The organism is Pseudomonas sp. SLBN-26 (assembly GCF_006715895.1).
Lineage (GTDB): Bacteria > Pseudomonadota > Gammaproteobacteria > Pseudomonadales > Pseudomonadaceae > Metapseudomonas > Metapseudomonas otitidis.
This window is the reverse complement of record NZ_VFOB01000001.1, coordinates 5,832,724-5,847,030: the sequence shown is the minus strand read 5'-3', so window position 1 is coordinate 5,847,030 and position 14,307 is coordinate 5,832,724. Positions and strand designations below refer to the sequence as shown.

At 67.0% G+C, this 14,307-nt stretch carries 19 protein-coding genes; 10 read left to right on the top strand and 9 right to left on the bottom strand.

Annotated features, from left to right (window positions below; translation table 11 throughout):
* The first annotated feature begins 1 nt into the window (after position 1).
* On the top strand, positions 2 to 958 hold the full coding sequence (locus tag FBY21_RS27140; RefSeq protein WP_044414140.1) for a hypothetical protein: 957 nt from the start codon (positions 2 to 4) through the stop codon (positions 956 to 958).
* A 28-nt stretch (positions 959 to 986) separates the two neighbouring features.
* On the opposite strand, the gene FBY21_RS27135 is transcribed toward FBY21_RS27140, so the two are convergent.
* Positions 987 to 1,262, bottom strand: coding sequence for an acylphosphatase (locus FBY21_RS27135; protein WP_044414143.1), 276 nt, complete (start codon positions 1,260 to 1,262; stop codon positions 987 to 989).
* Positions 1,262 to 1,744 (bottom strand): TlpA disulfide reductase family protein, encoded by a 483-nt coding sequence (locus tag FBY21_RS27130; RefSeq protein ID WP_142015394.1) that lies wholly within the window; start codon positions 1,742 to 1,744, stop codon positions 1,262 to 1,264. The genes FBY21_RS27135 and FBY21_RS27130 overlap by 1 nt, the downstream gene beginning before the upstream one ends.
* Positions 1,745 to 1,774: 30 nt before the next feature.
* On the opposite strand from FBY21_RS27130, the gene FBY21_RS27125 reads away from it, so the two are divergent.
* Together FBY21_RS27125 and FBY21_RS27120 are read left to right on the top strand one after the other, a co-directional pair.
* Entirely contained in the window at positions 1,775 to 3,181 is a 1,407-nt protein-coding gene (locus tag FBY21_RS27125; RefSeq protein ID WP_142015390.1) for a PilZ domain-containing protein, read from the top strand.
* Positions 3,182 to 3,303: 122 nt separating this feature from the next.
* Positions 3,304 to 3,696, top strand: a complete 393-nt coding sequence (locus FBY21_RS27120; protein ID WP_044414152.1) for a hypothetical protein — start codon at positions 3,304 to 3,306, stop codon at positions 3,694 to 3,696.
* A gap of 60 nt (positions 3,697 to 3,756) precedes the next feature.
* On the opposite strand, the gene FBY21_RS27115 is transcribed toward FBY21_RS27120, so the two are convergent.
* Together FBY21_RS27115 and FBY21_RS27110 are read right to left on the bottom strand one after the other, a co-directional pair.
* Positions 3,757 to 3,954 carry a hypothetical protein gene (locus tag FBY21_RS27115; protein WP_044414154.1) on the bottom strand — a complete coding sequence of 66 codons (198 nt, stop codon included), beginning with the start codon at positions 3,952 to 3,954 and terminating at the stop codon, positions 3,757 to 3,759.
* Between the two features lie 166 nt (positions 3,955 to 4,120).
* Complete coding sequence (locus FBY21_RS27110; RefSeq protein ID WP_074971898.1) at positions 4,121 to 5,341, bottom strand: YihY family inner membrane protein; 1,221 nt, start codon at positions 5,339 to 5,341, stop codon at positions 4,121 to 4,123.
* 118 nt (positions 5,342 to 5,459) lie between these two features.
* On the opposite strand from FBY21_RS27110, the gene arsC reads away from it, so the two are divergent.
* Genes arsC through FBY21_RS27095 form a run of 3 tightly spaced genes read left to right on the top strand, consistent with a single transcriptional unit; the run spans position 5,460 to position 6,818 of the window.
* Positions 5,460 to 5,813: an arsenate reductase (glutaredoxin) gene (gene arsC / locus FBY21_RS27105; protein ID WP_069562213.1), complete on the top strand. Its 354-nt coding sequence runs from the start codon at positions 5,460 to 5,462 to the stop codon at positions 5,811 to 5,813.
* Positions 5,810 to 6,415 carry an NAD(P)H:quinone oxidoreductase gene (gene wrbA / locus FBY21_RS27100; protein ID WP_044414163.1) on the top strand — a complete coding sequence of 202 codons (606 nt, stop codon included), beginning with the start codon at positions 5,810 to 5,812 and terminating at the stop codon, positions 6,413 to 6,415. Before arsC ends, wrbA begins: the two co-directional genes overlap by 4 nt.
* Positions 6,408 to 6,818, top strand: a complete 411-nt coding sequence (locus FBY21_RS27095) for a DUF2069 domain-containing protein (RefSeq protein WP_142015386.1) — start codon at positions 6,408 to 6,410, stop codon at positions 6,816 to 6,818. The genes wrbA and FBY21_RS27095 overlap by 8 nt, the downstream gene beginning before the upstream one ends.
* A 48-nt stretch (positions 6,819 to 6,866) precedes the next feature.
* On the opposite strand, the gene hda is transcribed toward FBY21_RS27095, so the two are convergent.
* From hda to FBY21_RS27080, 3 genes are read right to left on the bottom strand one after another with little or no spacing between them, the layout of a single operon-like run.
* Positions 6,867 to 7,571, bottom strand: coding sequence for a DnaA regulatory inactivator Hda (gene hda, locus FBY21_RS27090; protein ID WP_044414169.1), 705 nt, complete (start codon positions 7,569 to 7,571; stop codon positions 6,867 to 6,869).
* A complete protein-coding gene (locus FBY21_RS27085) occupies positions 7,568 to 8,662 on the bottom strand; it encodes an AI-2E family transporter (protein ID WP_074971899.1) in 1,095 nt (364 codons plus the stop codon). Before FBY21_RS27085 ends, hda begins: the two co-directional genes overlap by 4 nt.
* Before the next feature lie 42 nt (positions 8,663 to 8,704).
* Entirely contained in the window at positions 8,705 to 9,739 is a 1,035-nt protein-coding gene (locus FBY21_RS27080; RefSeq protein ID WP_142015381.1) for a DUF2066 domain-containing protein, read from the bottom strand.
* Positions 9,740 to 9,969: 230 nt separating this feature from the next.
* Here FBY21_RS27080 and purM point away from each other — a divergent pair, with 230 nt between their 5' ends.
* The 4 genes from purM to FBY21_RS27060 all read left to right on the top strand — a co-directional run bounded on the left by purM (position 9,970) and on the right by FBY21_RS27060 (position 12,804).
* Complete coding sequence (purM, locus tag FBY21_RS27075) at positions 9,970 to 11,028, top strand: phosphoribosylformylglycinamidine cyclo-ligase (RefSeq protein WP_044414175.1); 1,059 nt, start codon at positions 9,970 to 9,972, stop codon at positions 11,026 to 11,028.
* Entirely contained in the window at positions 11,028 to 11,678 is a 651-nt protein-coding gene (purN, locus tag FBY21_RS27070; protein WP_074971902.1) for a phosphoribosylglycinamide formyltransferase, read from the top strand. The genes purM and purN overlap by 1 nt, the downstream gene beginning before the upstream one ends.
* Before the next feature lie 11 nt (positions 11,679 to 11,689).
* A complete protein-coding gene (locus tag FBY21_RS27065) occupies positions 11,690 to 12,400 on the top strand; it encodes a DUF3108 domain-containing protein (protein ID WP_044414180.1) in 711 nt (236 codons plus the stop codon).
* Positions 12,401 to 12,531: 131 nt separating this feature from the next.
* Positions 12,532 to 12,804 carry a Rho-binding antiterminator gene (locus tag FBY21_RS27060; protein ID WP_044414183.1) on the top strand — a complete coding sequence of 91 codons (273 nt, stop codon included), beginning with the start codon at positions 12,532 to 12,534 and terminating at the stop codon, positions 12,802 to 12,804.
* Positions 12,805 to 12,863: 59 nt separating this feature from the next.
* Here FBY21_RS27060 and FBY21_RS27055 read toward each other — a convergent pair whose 3' ends face one another.
* Positions 12,864 to 13,403, bottom strand: a complete 540-nt coding sequence (locus tag FBY21_RS27055) for a DUF2058 domain-containing protein (RefSeq protein ID WP_044414186.1) — start codon at positions 13,401 to 13,403, stop codon at positions 12,864 to 12,866.
* A 20-nt stretch (positions 13,404 to 13,423) separates the two neighbouring features.
* Positions 13,424 to 14,254 (bottom strand): nucleoside triphosphate pyrophosphohydrolase, encoded by an 831-nt coding sequence (gene mazG / locus FBY21_RS27050; protein WP_044414189.1) that lies wholly within the window; start codon positions 14,252 to 14,254, stop codon positions 13,424 to 13,426.
* Positions 14,255 to 14,307 lie beyond the last annotated feature (53 nt).

Here is a 14,307-nt window from a genome sequence, read left to right as displayed (position 1 = left end):
CATGTCCAAGCGTCGTACCACCCGCCTCCTGGGAGCTGCCTTGTGCAGCTCCCTGTTCCTCGGCGGCTGCGCCAACCACCTGCCCCAACGCAGCGAACATGAGGAGCGTGTCGAGCGCAAGCTGCTCAACCACGCCCTGCAGGTCGACGCTGGCGAACCCCGTGTCCTCGAACTGCCGCAACGCCGCGTGCGGGTCTATGACCAGAAGACCTTCGAAGTCACCGAATTCGAAGTCACCCGCCGCTATGACCGCTACACGCCCTACCAGCCCTGGCGCGAGATCTACGAGATCCCGCTCGGGGCCGTCGCAGTGGTGGCCGGTGTAGGCGCCAACGTCCTCAACGTCGCCCTGCTGGGCAGCCTGCCCGACACCGCCACCAAGGACTGGATCAGCTACGGTTTCGCCGGGCTCAACCCGTTCATGAACGTCGAGTCCAACGGGCGCTCGGAACAGAACCTGGCCAGCATCGACGAAGAACAGCGCGACAAGCGCGTCGAGTATTCCAGCCTGCCCTGGTCGGAACGCCCGGTGATGGTCACCGCCGGCAAGCAGACCAGCGAGCTGCTCACCGACCGCCATGGCGTGCTGCGCCTCAACCTGCTGGATGGCCCCTTCGCCGACCAGGACATCAGCCGCGTCGGCAAGCTGCTGTTGAGCGTCGAAGACCCGCAGGACGGCGCCCGCGCCGAAACCACCCTGATGGTCAGCCGTGACCTGCGCGGCAAGCTCAAGGAAGCCCACGCGCTGATCTACGAAGACCTGGAAGACGACGAGGTGTCCCAGTGGGTCCACCGCGTCAAGCGCCTCTCCGAGCTGGGCCTGGAAGAAGAAGCCAGCGAACTGGAACAGAGCCTGATCGAACTGACGCGCAATGATCCGGAACTCCAGCAGGAATTCCTCAAGGCGCTGATGAAGGATGCCGGCCGCCTGGTGGCCGACCCGGGTGAAGGCGAGTAGGCCGTCACAAGGTGACGGCCATGCCGATTCAGCGACGGACCACGAACCCCGCGATCCCCTGCAACGGGTGAACCTCCAGTTCCACGGCGCTGACCCGTGCCTCCTCGGGGCCCTGCTCCAGCCAGGCTGCCAACTCACGAACGGCAGCCTCTTCACCCTCGAACAGCACCTCTACGCGGCCATCCTCAAGGTTGCGCACCCAGCCATCCAGGTCCAGCCGGTCGGCCTCTTCCTGGGTGGATTGGCGGTAATAGACGCCCTGCACCTTGCCGCTGACGTAGCCATGCATGCAGATTCTCGCCATCACGGTTTCTCCTGCCGCAGGCCTGCAAGCCGCTCGCTCAAGCCCTTCGCGGTCTGCTCGCCCAGCAGGCGCTCGCGCACCTGGCCACGGGCATCGAGGATGTAGGTCACCGGCAATGCCTCGCTGCGCGGCAGCTTGAAGCGCTCGGAAGGGTCCTGGGCCAGCACGGTGAAGCCGATGCCCATCTGGCGGCTCGCCTTTTCCAGCTCGGCGCCCTGCAAGCCATCGAAGTTCACCCCCATGACCTGCACCCCCTGCCCCTTCAGCTGTTCAGCCAGAGCGTTCAGCTCGGGGATTTCCGTGCGGCACGGCGCGCACCACTCGGCCCAGTAATTGATGACCAGCCACTGGTTTTCGAAGCGCTCACTCGTTACCTTCTGCCCATGCTGATCGAGGCCCAGATCCTCAGAACAGCCTCCCAGCAACAGAGCGGCCCCCGAAACGATGAGCGCCCCGAAAACAGCCTGGAGTCGTGATCCCATCTCGTCGATCCTCGTACCTGCGGGGTTGATATGACGTTGGATGCCCTGCGCCTCGAGGTACCGGACATCGTCGACGAGGATGGCAGCTGCCTCATGGGGCTCAACCCCGCGCTGGCCAGCGCCCGGCTGCTGCCCCTGGAGACCGGCCTGCAACAGGCCCTGGGACAGCTGTTCCGCCTCAATCGAAGTGCGGTGACCTTACTCGAAAGGCAGCGGGCGCTGCAAAGCTTCAGCGAGGAATACCGCCACTACGCCGTCGACTTCATCGAGTCCCGCCCCCCACCGCCACTGTTCCTGCGCTACTGCGCCGAACTGGCCGCCGGTTTCAAGCGCCTGCTGCTGCAGATCCTCCAGGGCCGCCAGCCCTCGCTTCCGCACCTCGCCTGGTGCCTCTACATGGCCCAGCACTTCACCGCGCAGACGCTCATGCGCCACTACCAGCAGTACCAGGAGCCGCCCGGCGCCCTCTGGCGTGACAGCCACCTGCTGTACTGGATCGGCGAGCACCAGGGCTGCCTGGACGAACCGGTCGCCGCCGCCTTCCGCCCAACCCCGGCCGATACCCTGCGCGGCCTCTACCAGCAGGTCCTGCTGCTGGCCCTGAGCAACCCGTTCCACCTCACCGAAGGCGAGTGCCCGCTGCTGTTCGGCGCACTCGCGCCCCTGGCCGGCCTCGCCCGGTTGCTGCCCTGGGACGGCGAGGACGAATCCGAGGGCCCCGTCGTCGACCTCGGCCTACCGCAACCCTACCTGCCACTGGACCAGCCCGCCCGCGCCCCGTCCGCCCAGTTGCGCAGGCTCGAACTGGGCCCCCTGCTGGTGGCCCTGTACGAACCCGCGCCCCTGCAAAGCCCGGTCGAGCACGACCTGCTGGAGCGCGTCAGCGCCAACTGGCTGGGTCGCCAGCAGCGACGTCATGTCCGAACCGAGAACGAAACCGCCTGCACCCTGGTGGCCGGCCTGCCTGCCATCCATGCCCACCTGCTGGCCCAGCGCCCCGGGGCCATCGAAGCGCGCATGCAGGACGCCAGCGCCGGCGGCGCGCGCCTGCTCTGCCTGCCCCACCAGGCACCGCAACTGGCGGTTGGCCAACTGGTGCTGCTGCTCAATAGCGGCACCCCCACCCTGGCCCTGGTGCGCTGGCGCCACGGCAACCGCGAGGGCCTGCATATCGGGCTGCGCTACCTCAAGGGGCTGCCCCGCCCCGTCTGGCTGAGACGCGCCCCCAACGCCCAGACCCACCCCGGCGTCCTGCAGAGCACCCCGGCCCCCGGCAACGGCTGGCACCACGGCCTGTGGCTGCCCCAGGACCAGTTCGTCGAAGGCGAACAGCTCTGGCTCCAGCTCGCCAGCGTCAACAGCCAGGCCATGCTGCCGCTGCCTGCCGCGAACCTGGCGACGCCCCTGGTGGCCCGCCACCCGCTGAAACTTGCCTGATCGGCCAAACTGCGAGCCGAGTCACGCCGCGCGCCGCTCAAGCGCACAGTTTCCCCGCCCGTCGATTCCTATAATCAGCGGCCTACCGTCCGCCGCCCTGCCCGAAGACAGGAATCCCCACGATGTCTCAGAACCTCGACAAACTGATCGGCCCCGTTCCCTCCCGAATCGTCGAAGGCGCGCATTTCGTAGTGACCCCCTACGAGGGTCGCGTGGCCGAATTCAACGTCGCCGCCTGGCTGCAACTGCCTGGGCTGGCCAGCCTGCCGGTGTCGCTGCTGGTGAGCTACCGCGATGGCGAAACCCGCCGCGAGGTCATGGTCGACCACGGCAAGGTCAACGCACACGGCAAGATCCTCCTCTCCGGCATTGCCCGCCTGCCCGCCCGGCAACGCATCGAGGACATGCAGGTGCGCCTGAAATCCGCCGTCCCCTGCCAGAGCCTGCAGGTCGAAGAACTGTTCGTGCAGGCCGTCGAACAGGCCGTCAGCGACAGCCGCCAGGCCATGGCCTGACAACAACCGGACATGAAAAACCCCGCCTTGGCGGGGTTTTTCATTTATGCGGCAACCGTGTCAGGCGCGCGCAGCATCACTGGTGGGCGGCGTCGACTCGTCCGGCCTGACCGGCAGCGCGTCATCCGCCGTCCTGGGCGGCACCAGCGACTCCGGCCAGCGGGTGAAACGCAGCCCGGTGATGCGGTTCAGGCGTTCGAGGGCCTCTTCCGGATCACGCTCATGTAGGTGGACAACCTTCGATCTGCCCTTGCTCATAGAAGTACTTCAGTCCTTGCGGCCCGCCTGCTGGCAGGGTGATGGCATGTTGTACAGATATCTGCCAGAAACGTGCCAGTCATCCCGAATGCAGGGGCGCCCCACCGTTACACGCCAGATACCAAGCGCCACGAAACAGACACCCGCAACCAGCTGACCTTTTTTGTCACTCCTCGACCGGCCGCAGCCAACTGGCCAGGCTTTTGTCGAACAATGCCTGCTGATCCTCCTGTAGCCGCTCCAACGCGACCTTGAGCGCCGGATACCAGGGCTCGTCCAAGTGGCCCGGCAACTGCGCCGGTTTCGGCAACGGCCAGGGGCAGTGGTTGAGCAGTTGGTGCAGGCTGTAGCTGGAAAGGTCGCGGCACAGTACCCAGGAACCCACCGCCACCGGGCAGGCCAGGTGCTGGGCCTCGAGGAAGTCCATCAGCTCCAGCCACTCATCCTCCGGCAGCAGCCAGCCGGCACGCTGCGCATCCAGGTGGCGGACCGGCAGGCCACGCTGCTGGCGGTCATGCATCACCCGCAGGATGCCCAGCACCACCAGCAGCCGCGGCAAGGCCTGGCGGCGCCAGTGGCGCGAATGGCCCAGGTTGCACACCAGCTCCGCACCAAAGAGCACGATCACCCATGAGACATAGACCCACAGCAGGAACAGCGGAACCGTGGCAAACGCACCATAGATCAGCTGGTAGCCGGGAAAGAGGCTGACATACAGGCCGAACAAGGCCTTCGCCAATTCGAACAACAGTGCCGTGAACGCGCCCCCCACCACGGCATGCCGCAGGGGCACGCGGACGTTGGGCACCGCCGCATAGAGCAGGGTAAAGGCCGCCACGTTGAACAGCAGCGGGGTGAACCCCAGCAACGCGCGAGTGCCGGCGATCTCGTTGAGGCTGGACAGCAGCGCCAGGGAAGTGATGTAGGTGCTCACCGCGAAGCCCGCGCCCAGCAGCAGCGGCCCCAGGCTCAGCACCGCCCAGTAGAGCAGGAAGCTGGCCATGCCCCGGCGCCGCTGGCGCACGCGCCAGATGGTGTTGAAGGCCTTCTCGATGGTCACCAGCATGGTGAAGGCCGTGATGGCCAGCAGCCCCACACCCACCCAGGTCAGGTGCCGCGCCTGCAGCGTGAAGCCCTGCAGGTACTCCTGCACGGCCTCGCCGGTACTGGGCACGAAGTTGTGGAAGATGAACCGCTGGATCTGCTCGCCCATGCCCTGGAAGGCCGGGATCACCGAGAGCATGGTGAAGGTCACCGTCATGATCGGGACCACGGCGAACAGGCTGGTGTAGGTGAGGGCCGCCGCGCTGTTGAAACCGTTGTCGCTGATGAAGCGCTGCAGCAGGAAACGCCAGAACTCCTCGATGTCTCTGATCCGCTGGCGCATTCCTTCTCCTTCGTTGACTGAGGTGCTTGTCCGCCGCCCGAAACCACATGCACGGTTCAGGCCCGCACGCGGACGCGGTTAGAATAGCCGCCTCACTCAAGGCCTTGCGACCCCCGCCATGACCGAAATGACCCTGTATCACAACCCGCGCTGCTCGAAATCCCGTGGTGCGCTGGAGCTGCTGGAGGCCCGCGGCCTCACCCCGACCGTGGTGCGCTACCTCGAAACCCCGCCCAGCCCGGCCGAGCTGAAGACCCTGCTGGCACGCCTGGGCATCGGCGCACGCCAGTTGCTGCGCACCGGCGAGGAGGAATACCAGAGCCTGGGCCTGGCCGACACCGGGCTCAGCGACGACCAGTTGATCGACGCCATGAGCCAGCACCCGCGCCTGATCGAGCGCCCCATCCTGGTGGTGGGTGACAAGGCCGTGGTGGGCCGCCCACCGGAGAAGGTGCTGGAGATCCTGCCTTGAGCACGCCCTACGTCCTCGTCCTCTACTACAGCCGCCACGGCGCCACCGAGCGCATGGCCCGCCAGATCGCCCGTGGCGTCGAACTCGCCGGGCTGGAAGCGCGCCTGCGCACCGTGCCGGCGGTGTCCGCCGACTGCGAAGCCAGCGCGCCGGACATCCCCGCCGAAGGCGCCCCGTACGCCACACTCGACGACCTCAAGGGCTGCGCCGGGCTGGCCCTGGGTAGCCCGACCCGTTTCGGCAACATGGCGGCACCGCTGAAGTACTTCATCGACGGCACCAGCAGCCTCTGGCTCAGCGGCGAGCTGGTGGGCAAGCCGGCCGCCGTGTTCACCTCCACCGCCAGCCTGCACGGCGGCCAGGAGAGCACCCTGCTGTCCATGCTGCTGCCCCTGCTGCACCACGGCATGCTCATCACCGGCATTCCCTACAGCGAACCCGCCCTGCTCAGCACCACCGGCGGCGGCACCCCCTACGGTGCCAGCCACTACGCCGGCGCCGACGGCAAGCGCGGCCTGGATGAGCAGGAGAGCGCCCTCTGCCGCGCCCTGGGCCAACGCCTGGCACAGACGGCCCTGCGACTGGAGAACGGACGTGGCTAGAAAACCCAAGAAACTCCCGGAGCTGGACTGGCTCGCCCCGCGCCTGGCCATCAGCCGCGCCCTGAGCCTGGCCAGCTTCCTCGGCCTGATCCTGCTGCTGACCGTGTGGACCCTGGTGTACGCGGACCTGAACGGCGCCCGCTACTGGGTGGTGCTCAGCATCGAGCTGCTGCCCCTGGCCCTGCTGGCCCCCGGGATGCTCCTAGGCAACGCCCGCGCCCACGCCTGGGCCTGCTTCGTGATCAACCTCTACTTCATCCAGGGCGTGCTGGCCGCTGCCGATCCCAAGCGCATGGTGTTCGGCTGGCTGATGGTGGTGCTCAGCGTGGTGCTGTTCTGCGCGGCATTGCTGTACACGCGCTGGAAGTTCCAGCACAACCGCAAGCTGGCCGGCGAAAGCTGAGGTCGGGAACGGTGAATCGCACGAAGCGCCCTACGGGGCGCTTCGTCGTTACCAGCCCAGGGTTTCCTTGAGGAAGGGGATGGTCAGCTTGCGCTGCGCCTGGAGAGAGGCCTGGTCCAGGCGTTCGAGGATGTCGAACAGCACGCTCATGTTGCGCGAGCCGCGGGTCATGATAAAGCGGCCGACTTCCTCGGTCAGGTGCAGGCCACGGCGCGAGGCACGCAACTGCAGGGCACGCAGCTTGTCTTCGTCGGAGAGGGCGTGGAGCTGGAAGATCAGCGCCAGGGTCAGGCGCGACTTCAGGTCCGGCAGGGCGATGGGCAGTTCCCGCGGCGCGGTGTTGGCAGCCAGCAGCAGCTTGCGGCCGGCATCGCGCAGGCGGTTGAACAGGTGGAACAGCGCCTCTTCCCAGTCGGCGCGCCCGGCCACGGCATCCAGGTCGTCCAGGCAGACCAGCTCGCACTGCTCCAGGTTGTCGAGGATCGCCGTGCCGTACTGCACCAAGTCCGCCAGGGGCAGGTACACCGCCTGCTCGCCACGCTGCTCGAAGCGCAGGCAGGCCGCCTGCTGCAGATGGCTGCGTCCGACACCCTCCGCACCCCACAGGTAGATCAGGCTCTCGGTCCACCCGGCATCGGGTTCGCAAAGACGCTCGACATAGCCGAGGGCCGCGGCGTTGGCGCCGGGGTAATAGTTGGCGAAGGTCGCGTCGTCACGCAGGCGCACGCCAAGGGGAAGCTGGATGGGTTTCATGCCGTATCGCTGGGTTCGTCGGAACCGCTGCCGGTCTCTCCGTAAAGATCCGAAAGTTTATAGAAATCATGCGCATGGCGCAGCAAAACCATGATCACGGCCGCCACGGGCAGCGCCAGCAGCACACCGGTGAAGCCAAACAGCTGGCCGCCGGCGAGGATCGCGAAGATCACTGCCACCGGGTGCAGGCCGATCCGATCACCCACCAGCATGGGGGTCAGCACCATGCCTTCGAGCAACTGACCGACGCCGAACACCACGGCAATTCCCAGCAAGGCATAGGGATCGACCCCGCCGAACTGGAACAGCGCCGCCACCACGGCCATGCCGATACCGACGATGAACCCCATGTACGGCACGATGCTGGCCAGCCCGGCGAGCAGGCCGATCAGCAGGCCGAGGTCGAGGCCGACGATCATCAGGCCCACCGCATAGATGCCGCCCAAGGCCAGCATCACCAGCAGCTGCCCACGGATGAACGCCCCCAGCACCTCGTGGCATTCGCCGGTGAGCTTCACCACCAGCCCTTCGCGGCTGCGCGGCAGCAGGCCACGCAGCTTGGCCACCATCAGGTCCCAGTCACGCAACAGGTAGAAGCCCACCACCGGGATCAGCAGCAGGTTGCCGACCCAGCCCACCAGCGCGAGGCCCGAAGCCGTGGCACTGGCCAGGATAACGCCCACCAGGTCGGTGGTCTGTCCCAGGTGGCCACTGACGACCTCCTTGAGCTTGTCGAAGCGCCAGAAGCCCTGGGGCAACCCCAGCTTGGCCTGGACCCAGGGCAACGCGCTGTTCTGCAGCCAGTCCAGCATCTGCGGCGCCGTCTCGTAGAGCCGCGCCACCTGCCGCGCCAGCATCGGGATCAGGATCAGCAGCAGCGCCAGCAGCACCAGGCTGAACAGGGTGAACACCGCCACCACGCCCCAGGTGCGGGACAGCCCGCGTGCCTCCAGGCGGTCCACCAGCGGGTCCCCCATGTAGGCCAGCAGCATGCCCACCAGGAACGGCGAAAGAATCGGATGCAGCAGGTACAGCAGCCAGCCCAGGAGCAGAACGCCCCCGACCCACAGCCAGCGACGCGAATCAGTCATGACGGTCCCTCATCCCGGACGAAAGTGGCAGGTTCGGCATCCTTACCACTGGAAGCGCAGCGCATTCTGCCGTGGCACGACCTGCGGCGAAGCGCCCGGTGCAGCCGGTTGGGCCGCGTCCACCGGCGCCTGCTCGGCGGGCGACTCGGTCAACCCACTGAGGGCCAGCTGGGCACGCAGCTGGTCGACGCTGGCGCTGACGTGGAAGCGCAGGACATTGCCCTCCACCTGGTACAGCCGGGCCCCGAAGGGCTCCAGCGCGCGCGACAGCTCGGCGTAGCGGTCCAGGTCGGCGCCCTTCACTTCCAGCACCTGCTCCTGGCCGACGCCCGGCGCCACCACGAAACGCGGTGCCAGGCGCTGGCTCACGACGAGCATCACGGCATCGGCCAGGGCCGCCGGATCGGCCGCCTCCAGGGTGCCCTGCTCACGGCTGTCGCCGATCCACAGGTGCCAGTTGGCCTTCCACTTGCCATCCGCCTCGCTGGCCAGCACGGCGAGCAGGGCATCGGCACCATAGCGCTCGGAGGCCGGGCGCAAGGCTGCCGGGTCGGCGGCAGTCAGGTTCTCCGGCGTCGCCGCCAGTTGCTCACTGAGGTCCGCCAGCGGCAGGCGCAGCGGCAGTCCACGGTGCTGGGCGGCATCACGCAGAGGGGCGGCGGCGGTCTGGGCGTCGCCCACCAGGCTGGCGCCCTCGGCCGCCTGGTTCAGCCACCAGGTCAGGATCGCCGGGCGGTTGGCACTCCACAGGCCGATGCCGGCCTGGCGGAAGGTGCGATCGGTGGTCACCGGGTCGAAGTCCACCTGCAGCGACTGCCCCTCGTAGCCGAACTGGCTGATCAGTTGCTGCGGGTTCTTGCGTACCTCGGCCAGCGCCGGGTTGTTCAGTGCCTTGGTGTCGCCGGTCAGGCGGATCACCAGGGTTTCCAGCGCGCGGTTCAGCGCCTGGTCGCGCTCCTCGGGTTGCTGGGACAGCACCGGCTCGCGCACCTGATAGAGGCTGGCGACCGTTTCGGCATGGGCCAGCGGGCTGAGCAGCGGCAGGCAGACCAACAACAGGCGGGCGATCAGGCGCATGGGGGGACTCTCGACGAACGGATGGAGCGGCCGGGGCCGCATCGGGAAGGGCTATACCTTAAACAGGCCCATCCTGGCCGGCAACGGGCGGCACCCGGCGGTTCGGGCTTTTCCCCCTGCGCGACCGCTGCCGATGGCCGCTACAGGCCAACCCTGATAAAATCGCGCGCCTTCGCGAACCGGCCCTTGTAGCCGGTCGACCCACGAATTTCCCCTAAAGGCCTGGATCTATGAGCAAGCAACCCTCCCTGAGCTACAAGGACGCCGGTGTGGACATCGACGCGGGCGAAGCCCTGGTCGAACGCATCAAGGGCGTGGCCAAGCGCACCGCCCGCCCTGAAGTGATGGGCGGCCTGGGTGGCTTCGGCGCCCTCTGCGAGATCCCGGCCGGCTACAAGCAGCCCGTGCTGGTCTCCGGCACCGACGGCGTCGGCACCAAGCTGCGCCTGGCGCTGAACCTGAACAAGCACGACAGCATCGGCCAGGACCTGGTCGCCATGTGCGTGAACGACCTGGTGGTCTGCGGCGCCGAGCCGCTGTTCTTCCTCGACTACTACGCCACCGGCAAGCTCAACGTTGACGTGGCCGCCACCGTGGTCACCGGCATCGGCGCAGGCTGCGAACTGGCCGGCTGCTCCCTGGTGGGTGGCGAGACTGCCGAAATGCCCGGCATGTACGAAGGCGAGGACTACGACCTGGCCGGCTTCTGCGTCGGCGTGGTGGAAAAAGCCGAGATCATCGACGGCTCCAAGGTCCGCACCGGCGACACCCTGATCGCCCTGCCCTCCTCCGGCCCGCACTCCAACGGCTACTCGCTGATCCGCAAGATCATCGAAGTCAGTGGCGCCGACATCGAGCAGATCCAGCTGGACGGCAAGCCCCTGGCCGACCTGCTGATGGCCCCGACCCGCATCTACGTCAAGCCGCTGCTCAAGCTGATCAAGGACACCGGCGCGGTGAAGGCCATGGCCCACATCACCGGCGGCGGCCTCACCGAGAACATCCCGCGCGTACTGCCCGAGGGTGCCCAGGCCGTCATCGACGTCGCCAGCTGGACCCGCCCGGCGGTATTCGACTGGCTGCAGGAGAAAGGCAACGTCGACGAGCGCGAGATGCACCGCGTACTCAACTGCGGCGTCGGCATGGTCATCTGCGTGGCCCCCGAACAGGTGGACGTGGCCCTGGAAACCCTGCGTGCCGCTGGCGAACAGCCCTGGGTGATCGGCCAGATCGCCGCAGGTGCCGAAGGCAGCGAGCGCGTCGTGCTGAACAACCTGAAAGCCCACTGATGACCGACCGCTGTGACGTGGTGGTGCTGATTTCCGGCTCCGGCAGCAACCTGCAGGCCCTGATCGACAGCACCACCAGCGCCGGGCATCCGGCGCGAATCCGCGCGGTGATCTCCAACCGCGCCGATGCCTACGGCCTGGAGCGTGCGCGCCAGGCCGGCATCGAAACCCGTGTACTGGACCATCGCGAATTCGACGGACGCGAGGCCTTCGACCAGGCCCTCGCGGCACTGATCGACAGCTTCGCCCCGCACCTGGTGGTCCTGGCCGGCTTCATGCGCATCCTCAGCCCGGGCTTCGTGCGCCACTACACCGGCCGCCTGCTGAACATCCACCCCTCCCTGCTGCCCCGCCACAAGGGCCTGCACACCCACCAGCGCGCGCTGGAAGCCGGCGACGCCGAGCATGGCTGCAGCGTCCACTTCGTGACGGAGGAACTCGATGGTGGCCCTCTGGTCGTACAAGCGGTAATCCCGGTAGAGTCTGGCGATTCGCCAGACACCCTGGCCCAGCGGGTGCACGCCGAGGAACACCGTATCTACCCGCTGGCCGTGCGCTGGTTCGCCGAAGGCCGTTTGCGCCTCGGCGAGAACGGCGCCCTACTGGACGGCCAAGCGTTGCCCCCTACCGGGCAGCAGTTGCGTAACTAGGAGATTTGCCAATGCGTCGTGCTGTGCTGTTGCTCCTCGCCCTCTTCACCCTGCCGGTCACTGCGGCCGAGCTGAAGCCGTTCAAGGCCAGCTACACCGCCGACTGGAAGACCATGCCCATCAGCGGCAGCGCCGGCCGCTCCCTGAAGCAACTGGACGATGGGCGCTGGCAGCTGGATTTCGAGGCCTCCATGCTGGTGGCCAGCCTGAGCGAAGTCAGCGTATTCCGCCTGGACAAGACCACCTTCCTGCCCGTCACCTACCGCTTCAACCGCAGCGGCCTGGGCAAGAGCAAGCAGGTCGAGCTGGACTTCGACTGGGGTGAGAAGCAGGTCATCGGGACCGACCGCGGCAACCAGGTGCGCCTGCCCCTGAACCGCGGCATGGTCGACAAGTCCACCTACCAACTGGTGCTCCAGCGCGACGTTGCCGCCGGCAAGAAGAGCATGAGCTACCAGGTGATCGACGGCGACGAAGTGGAAACCTACGACTTCCGCGTCCTCGGCCAGGAGCGCGTGGACACCATGGCCGGCAGCGTCGATGCCATCAAGGTCGAGCGCGTGCGCGACCCCACCCAGAGCGCCCGCAAGACCACCCTCTGGTTCGCCAAGGACTGGGACTACCTGCTGGTGCGCCTGAACCAGGTGGAGAAGGACGGCAAGGAATACCAGATCATGCTCAAGGAAGGCAGCGTCGACGGCCGCGAGGTCAAGGGCAGCTGAGCCACCACGCCACCATCCCAGAAGCCGGGCCCTGCGCCCGGCTTTTTATTGGGCGCCCCACCGCAAGGCCGGGCTGGCAGCCACGCCGGACGGGTATAGGATGTCGGGGCACAGCCCTTGAGGATGCCCTCATGACCCCTTACCTGCCCCTTTCCTGCGAGCTGTACGACTACATCGAACTGGCCTGCCTACACCGCTACCAGTTGCTGATCGAGCTGGACGACGGCCGCCAGCTGGAAGCCCGCGCCATGGACACCGAGACCGACCGTAACAAGGACGAATTCCTGCTGGTACACAGCGAGGCCGGGCGCGAGCGCTTGCGGCTGGACCAGATCGCCGCCATCACCCCGCTGACCGAAGGCGCGCACTTCGGCCGGGTGCTGCTGGGCAACCAGGTCTGCTGAGGATCCCCCAGCCATGAAAAAGCCGGGCATTGCCCGGCTTCTTCCCATTCAACCCGCACTCACCACATCAGGTCGTCCGGCACCTTGTAGGCGGCGTACGGATCGTCCTCGTCCACCTCTTCGGAGGCGACGTTGAGCAACACGATGCGACGCGGATCGCGCTCCTGGATGCGCAGGGCGGCATCGCGCGGGATCACCTCGTAGCCGCCGCCGTGCTGGACGATGGCCAGCGAGCCACGGCTCAGCTTGTCGCGCATCAGGTCGTTGACGGCGATGCGCTTGACCTTCTTGTTGTCGACGAAGTTGTAGTAGTCGTCGGTGGTCAGCTTGGGCAGGCGGGTGCGTTCGATCAGTTGCTTGACCTGCGCTGCGCGGGCCTTCTGGTCGGCCTTCTCCTGCTGCTGGCGGTTCAGCTCCTGGTCCTTGGCCAGCTTCTCGGCCTGGGCCTGGAGGGTGGCCTGGCGCAGGCTGTCGTCCTTCTCCACCTGGTTCTTCTTCTCCAGGCGTTGTTGCTTCTGCTGTTGCTTACCGGCCTGCTTGGCCTGCTTTTCACTGACCAGTCCGGCTTTCAGCAGCTGGTCACGAAGGGAAAGGCTCATGGGTCGTTCAGTCTCTCTGCTTAGCAGCCAAGGGTGGCTTTTTCCTGTTTCTTGGCCTCGCCCCAGAGGGCGTCCAGTTCATCCAGGGTGCAATCTTCAATGGGACGACCCGCTTCGCGCAATGCCTGTTCGATGTAGCGGAAGCGCCGCTCGAACTTGGCGTTGGCCGAACGCAGTGCCGTCTCGGGGTCGACCTTCAGGTGACGGGCGAGGTTGACCGCAACGAACAGCAGGTCGCCCAGTTCCTCGGCCACTGCCTCGGGGTCGTTCTCGCTCATGGCTTCGAGGACCTCGTCCAGCTCCTCGCGGACCTTGTCCACCACCGGCAGCGCCTCGGGCCAGTCGAAGCCCACCTGGGCCGCGCGCTTCTGCAGCTTGGCCGCCCGGGACAGGGCCGGCAGCGCGCTGGGCACATCGTCCAGCAGGGAGAGCTGCTCCGGGGCGGCGGCCTGCTCGGCGCGCTCCTCGGCCTTGATCTCCTCCCAGCGCTGCTTGATGGCGGCCTCCTCCAGGCGTGCCATGTCCGGGGCGCCGTACAGGTCGCCGTCGGGGAACACATGGGGATGGCGGCGCACCAGCTTGCGGGTGATCGCATCGACCACCGTGGCGAACTCGAAGCGGCCCTCCTCCTTCGCCAGCTGGCTGTAGTAGACGACCTGGAACAGCAGGTCACCCAGCTCGCCGGGCAGGTGGGCGAAGTCACCCCGCTCGATGGCGTCCGCCACCTCGTAGGCCTCTTCGAGGGTGTGCGGGACGATGCTGGCGTAGTCCTGCTTCAGGTCCCAGGGGCAGCCGTACTGCGGGTCACGCAGCCGGGCCATCAGGTGCAGCAGGTCATTGAGTTGGTACATGGCAGATCCAGTGGTTGAACCCGGCGCGACCTGAACGTCACGCGCGAATCGCG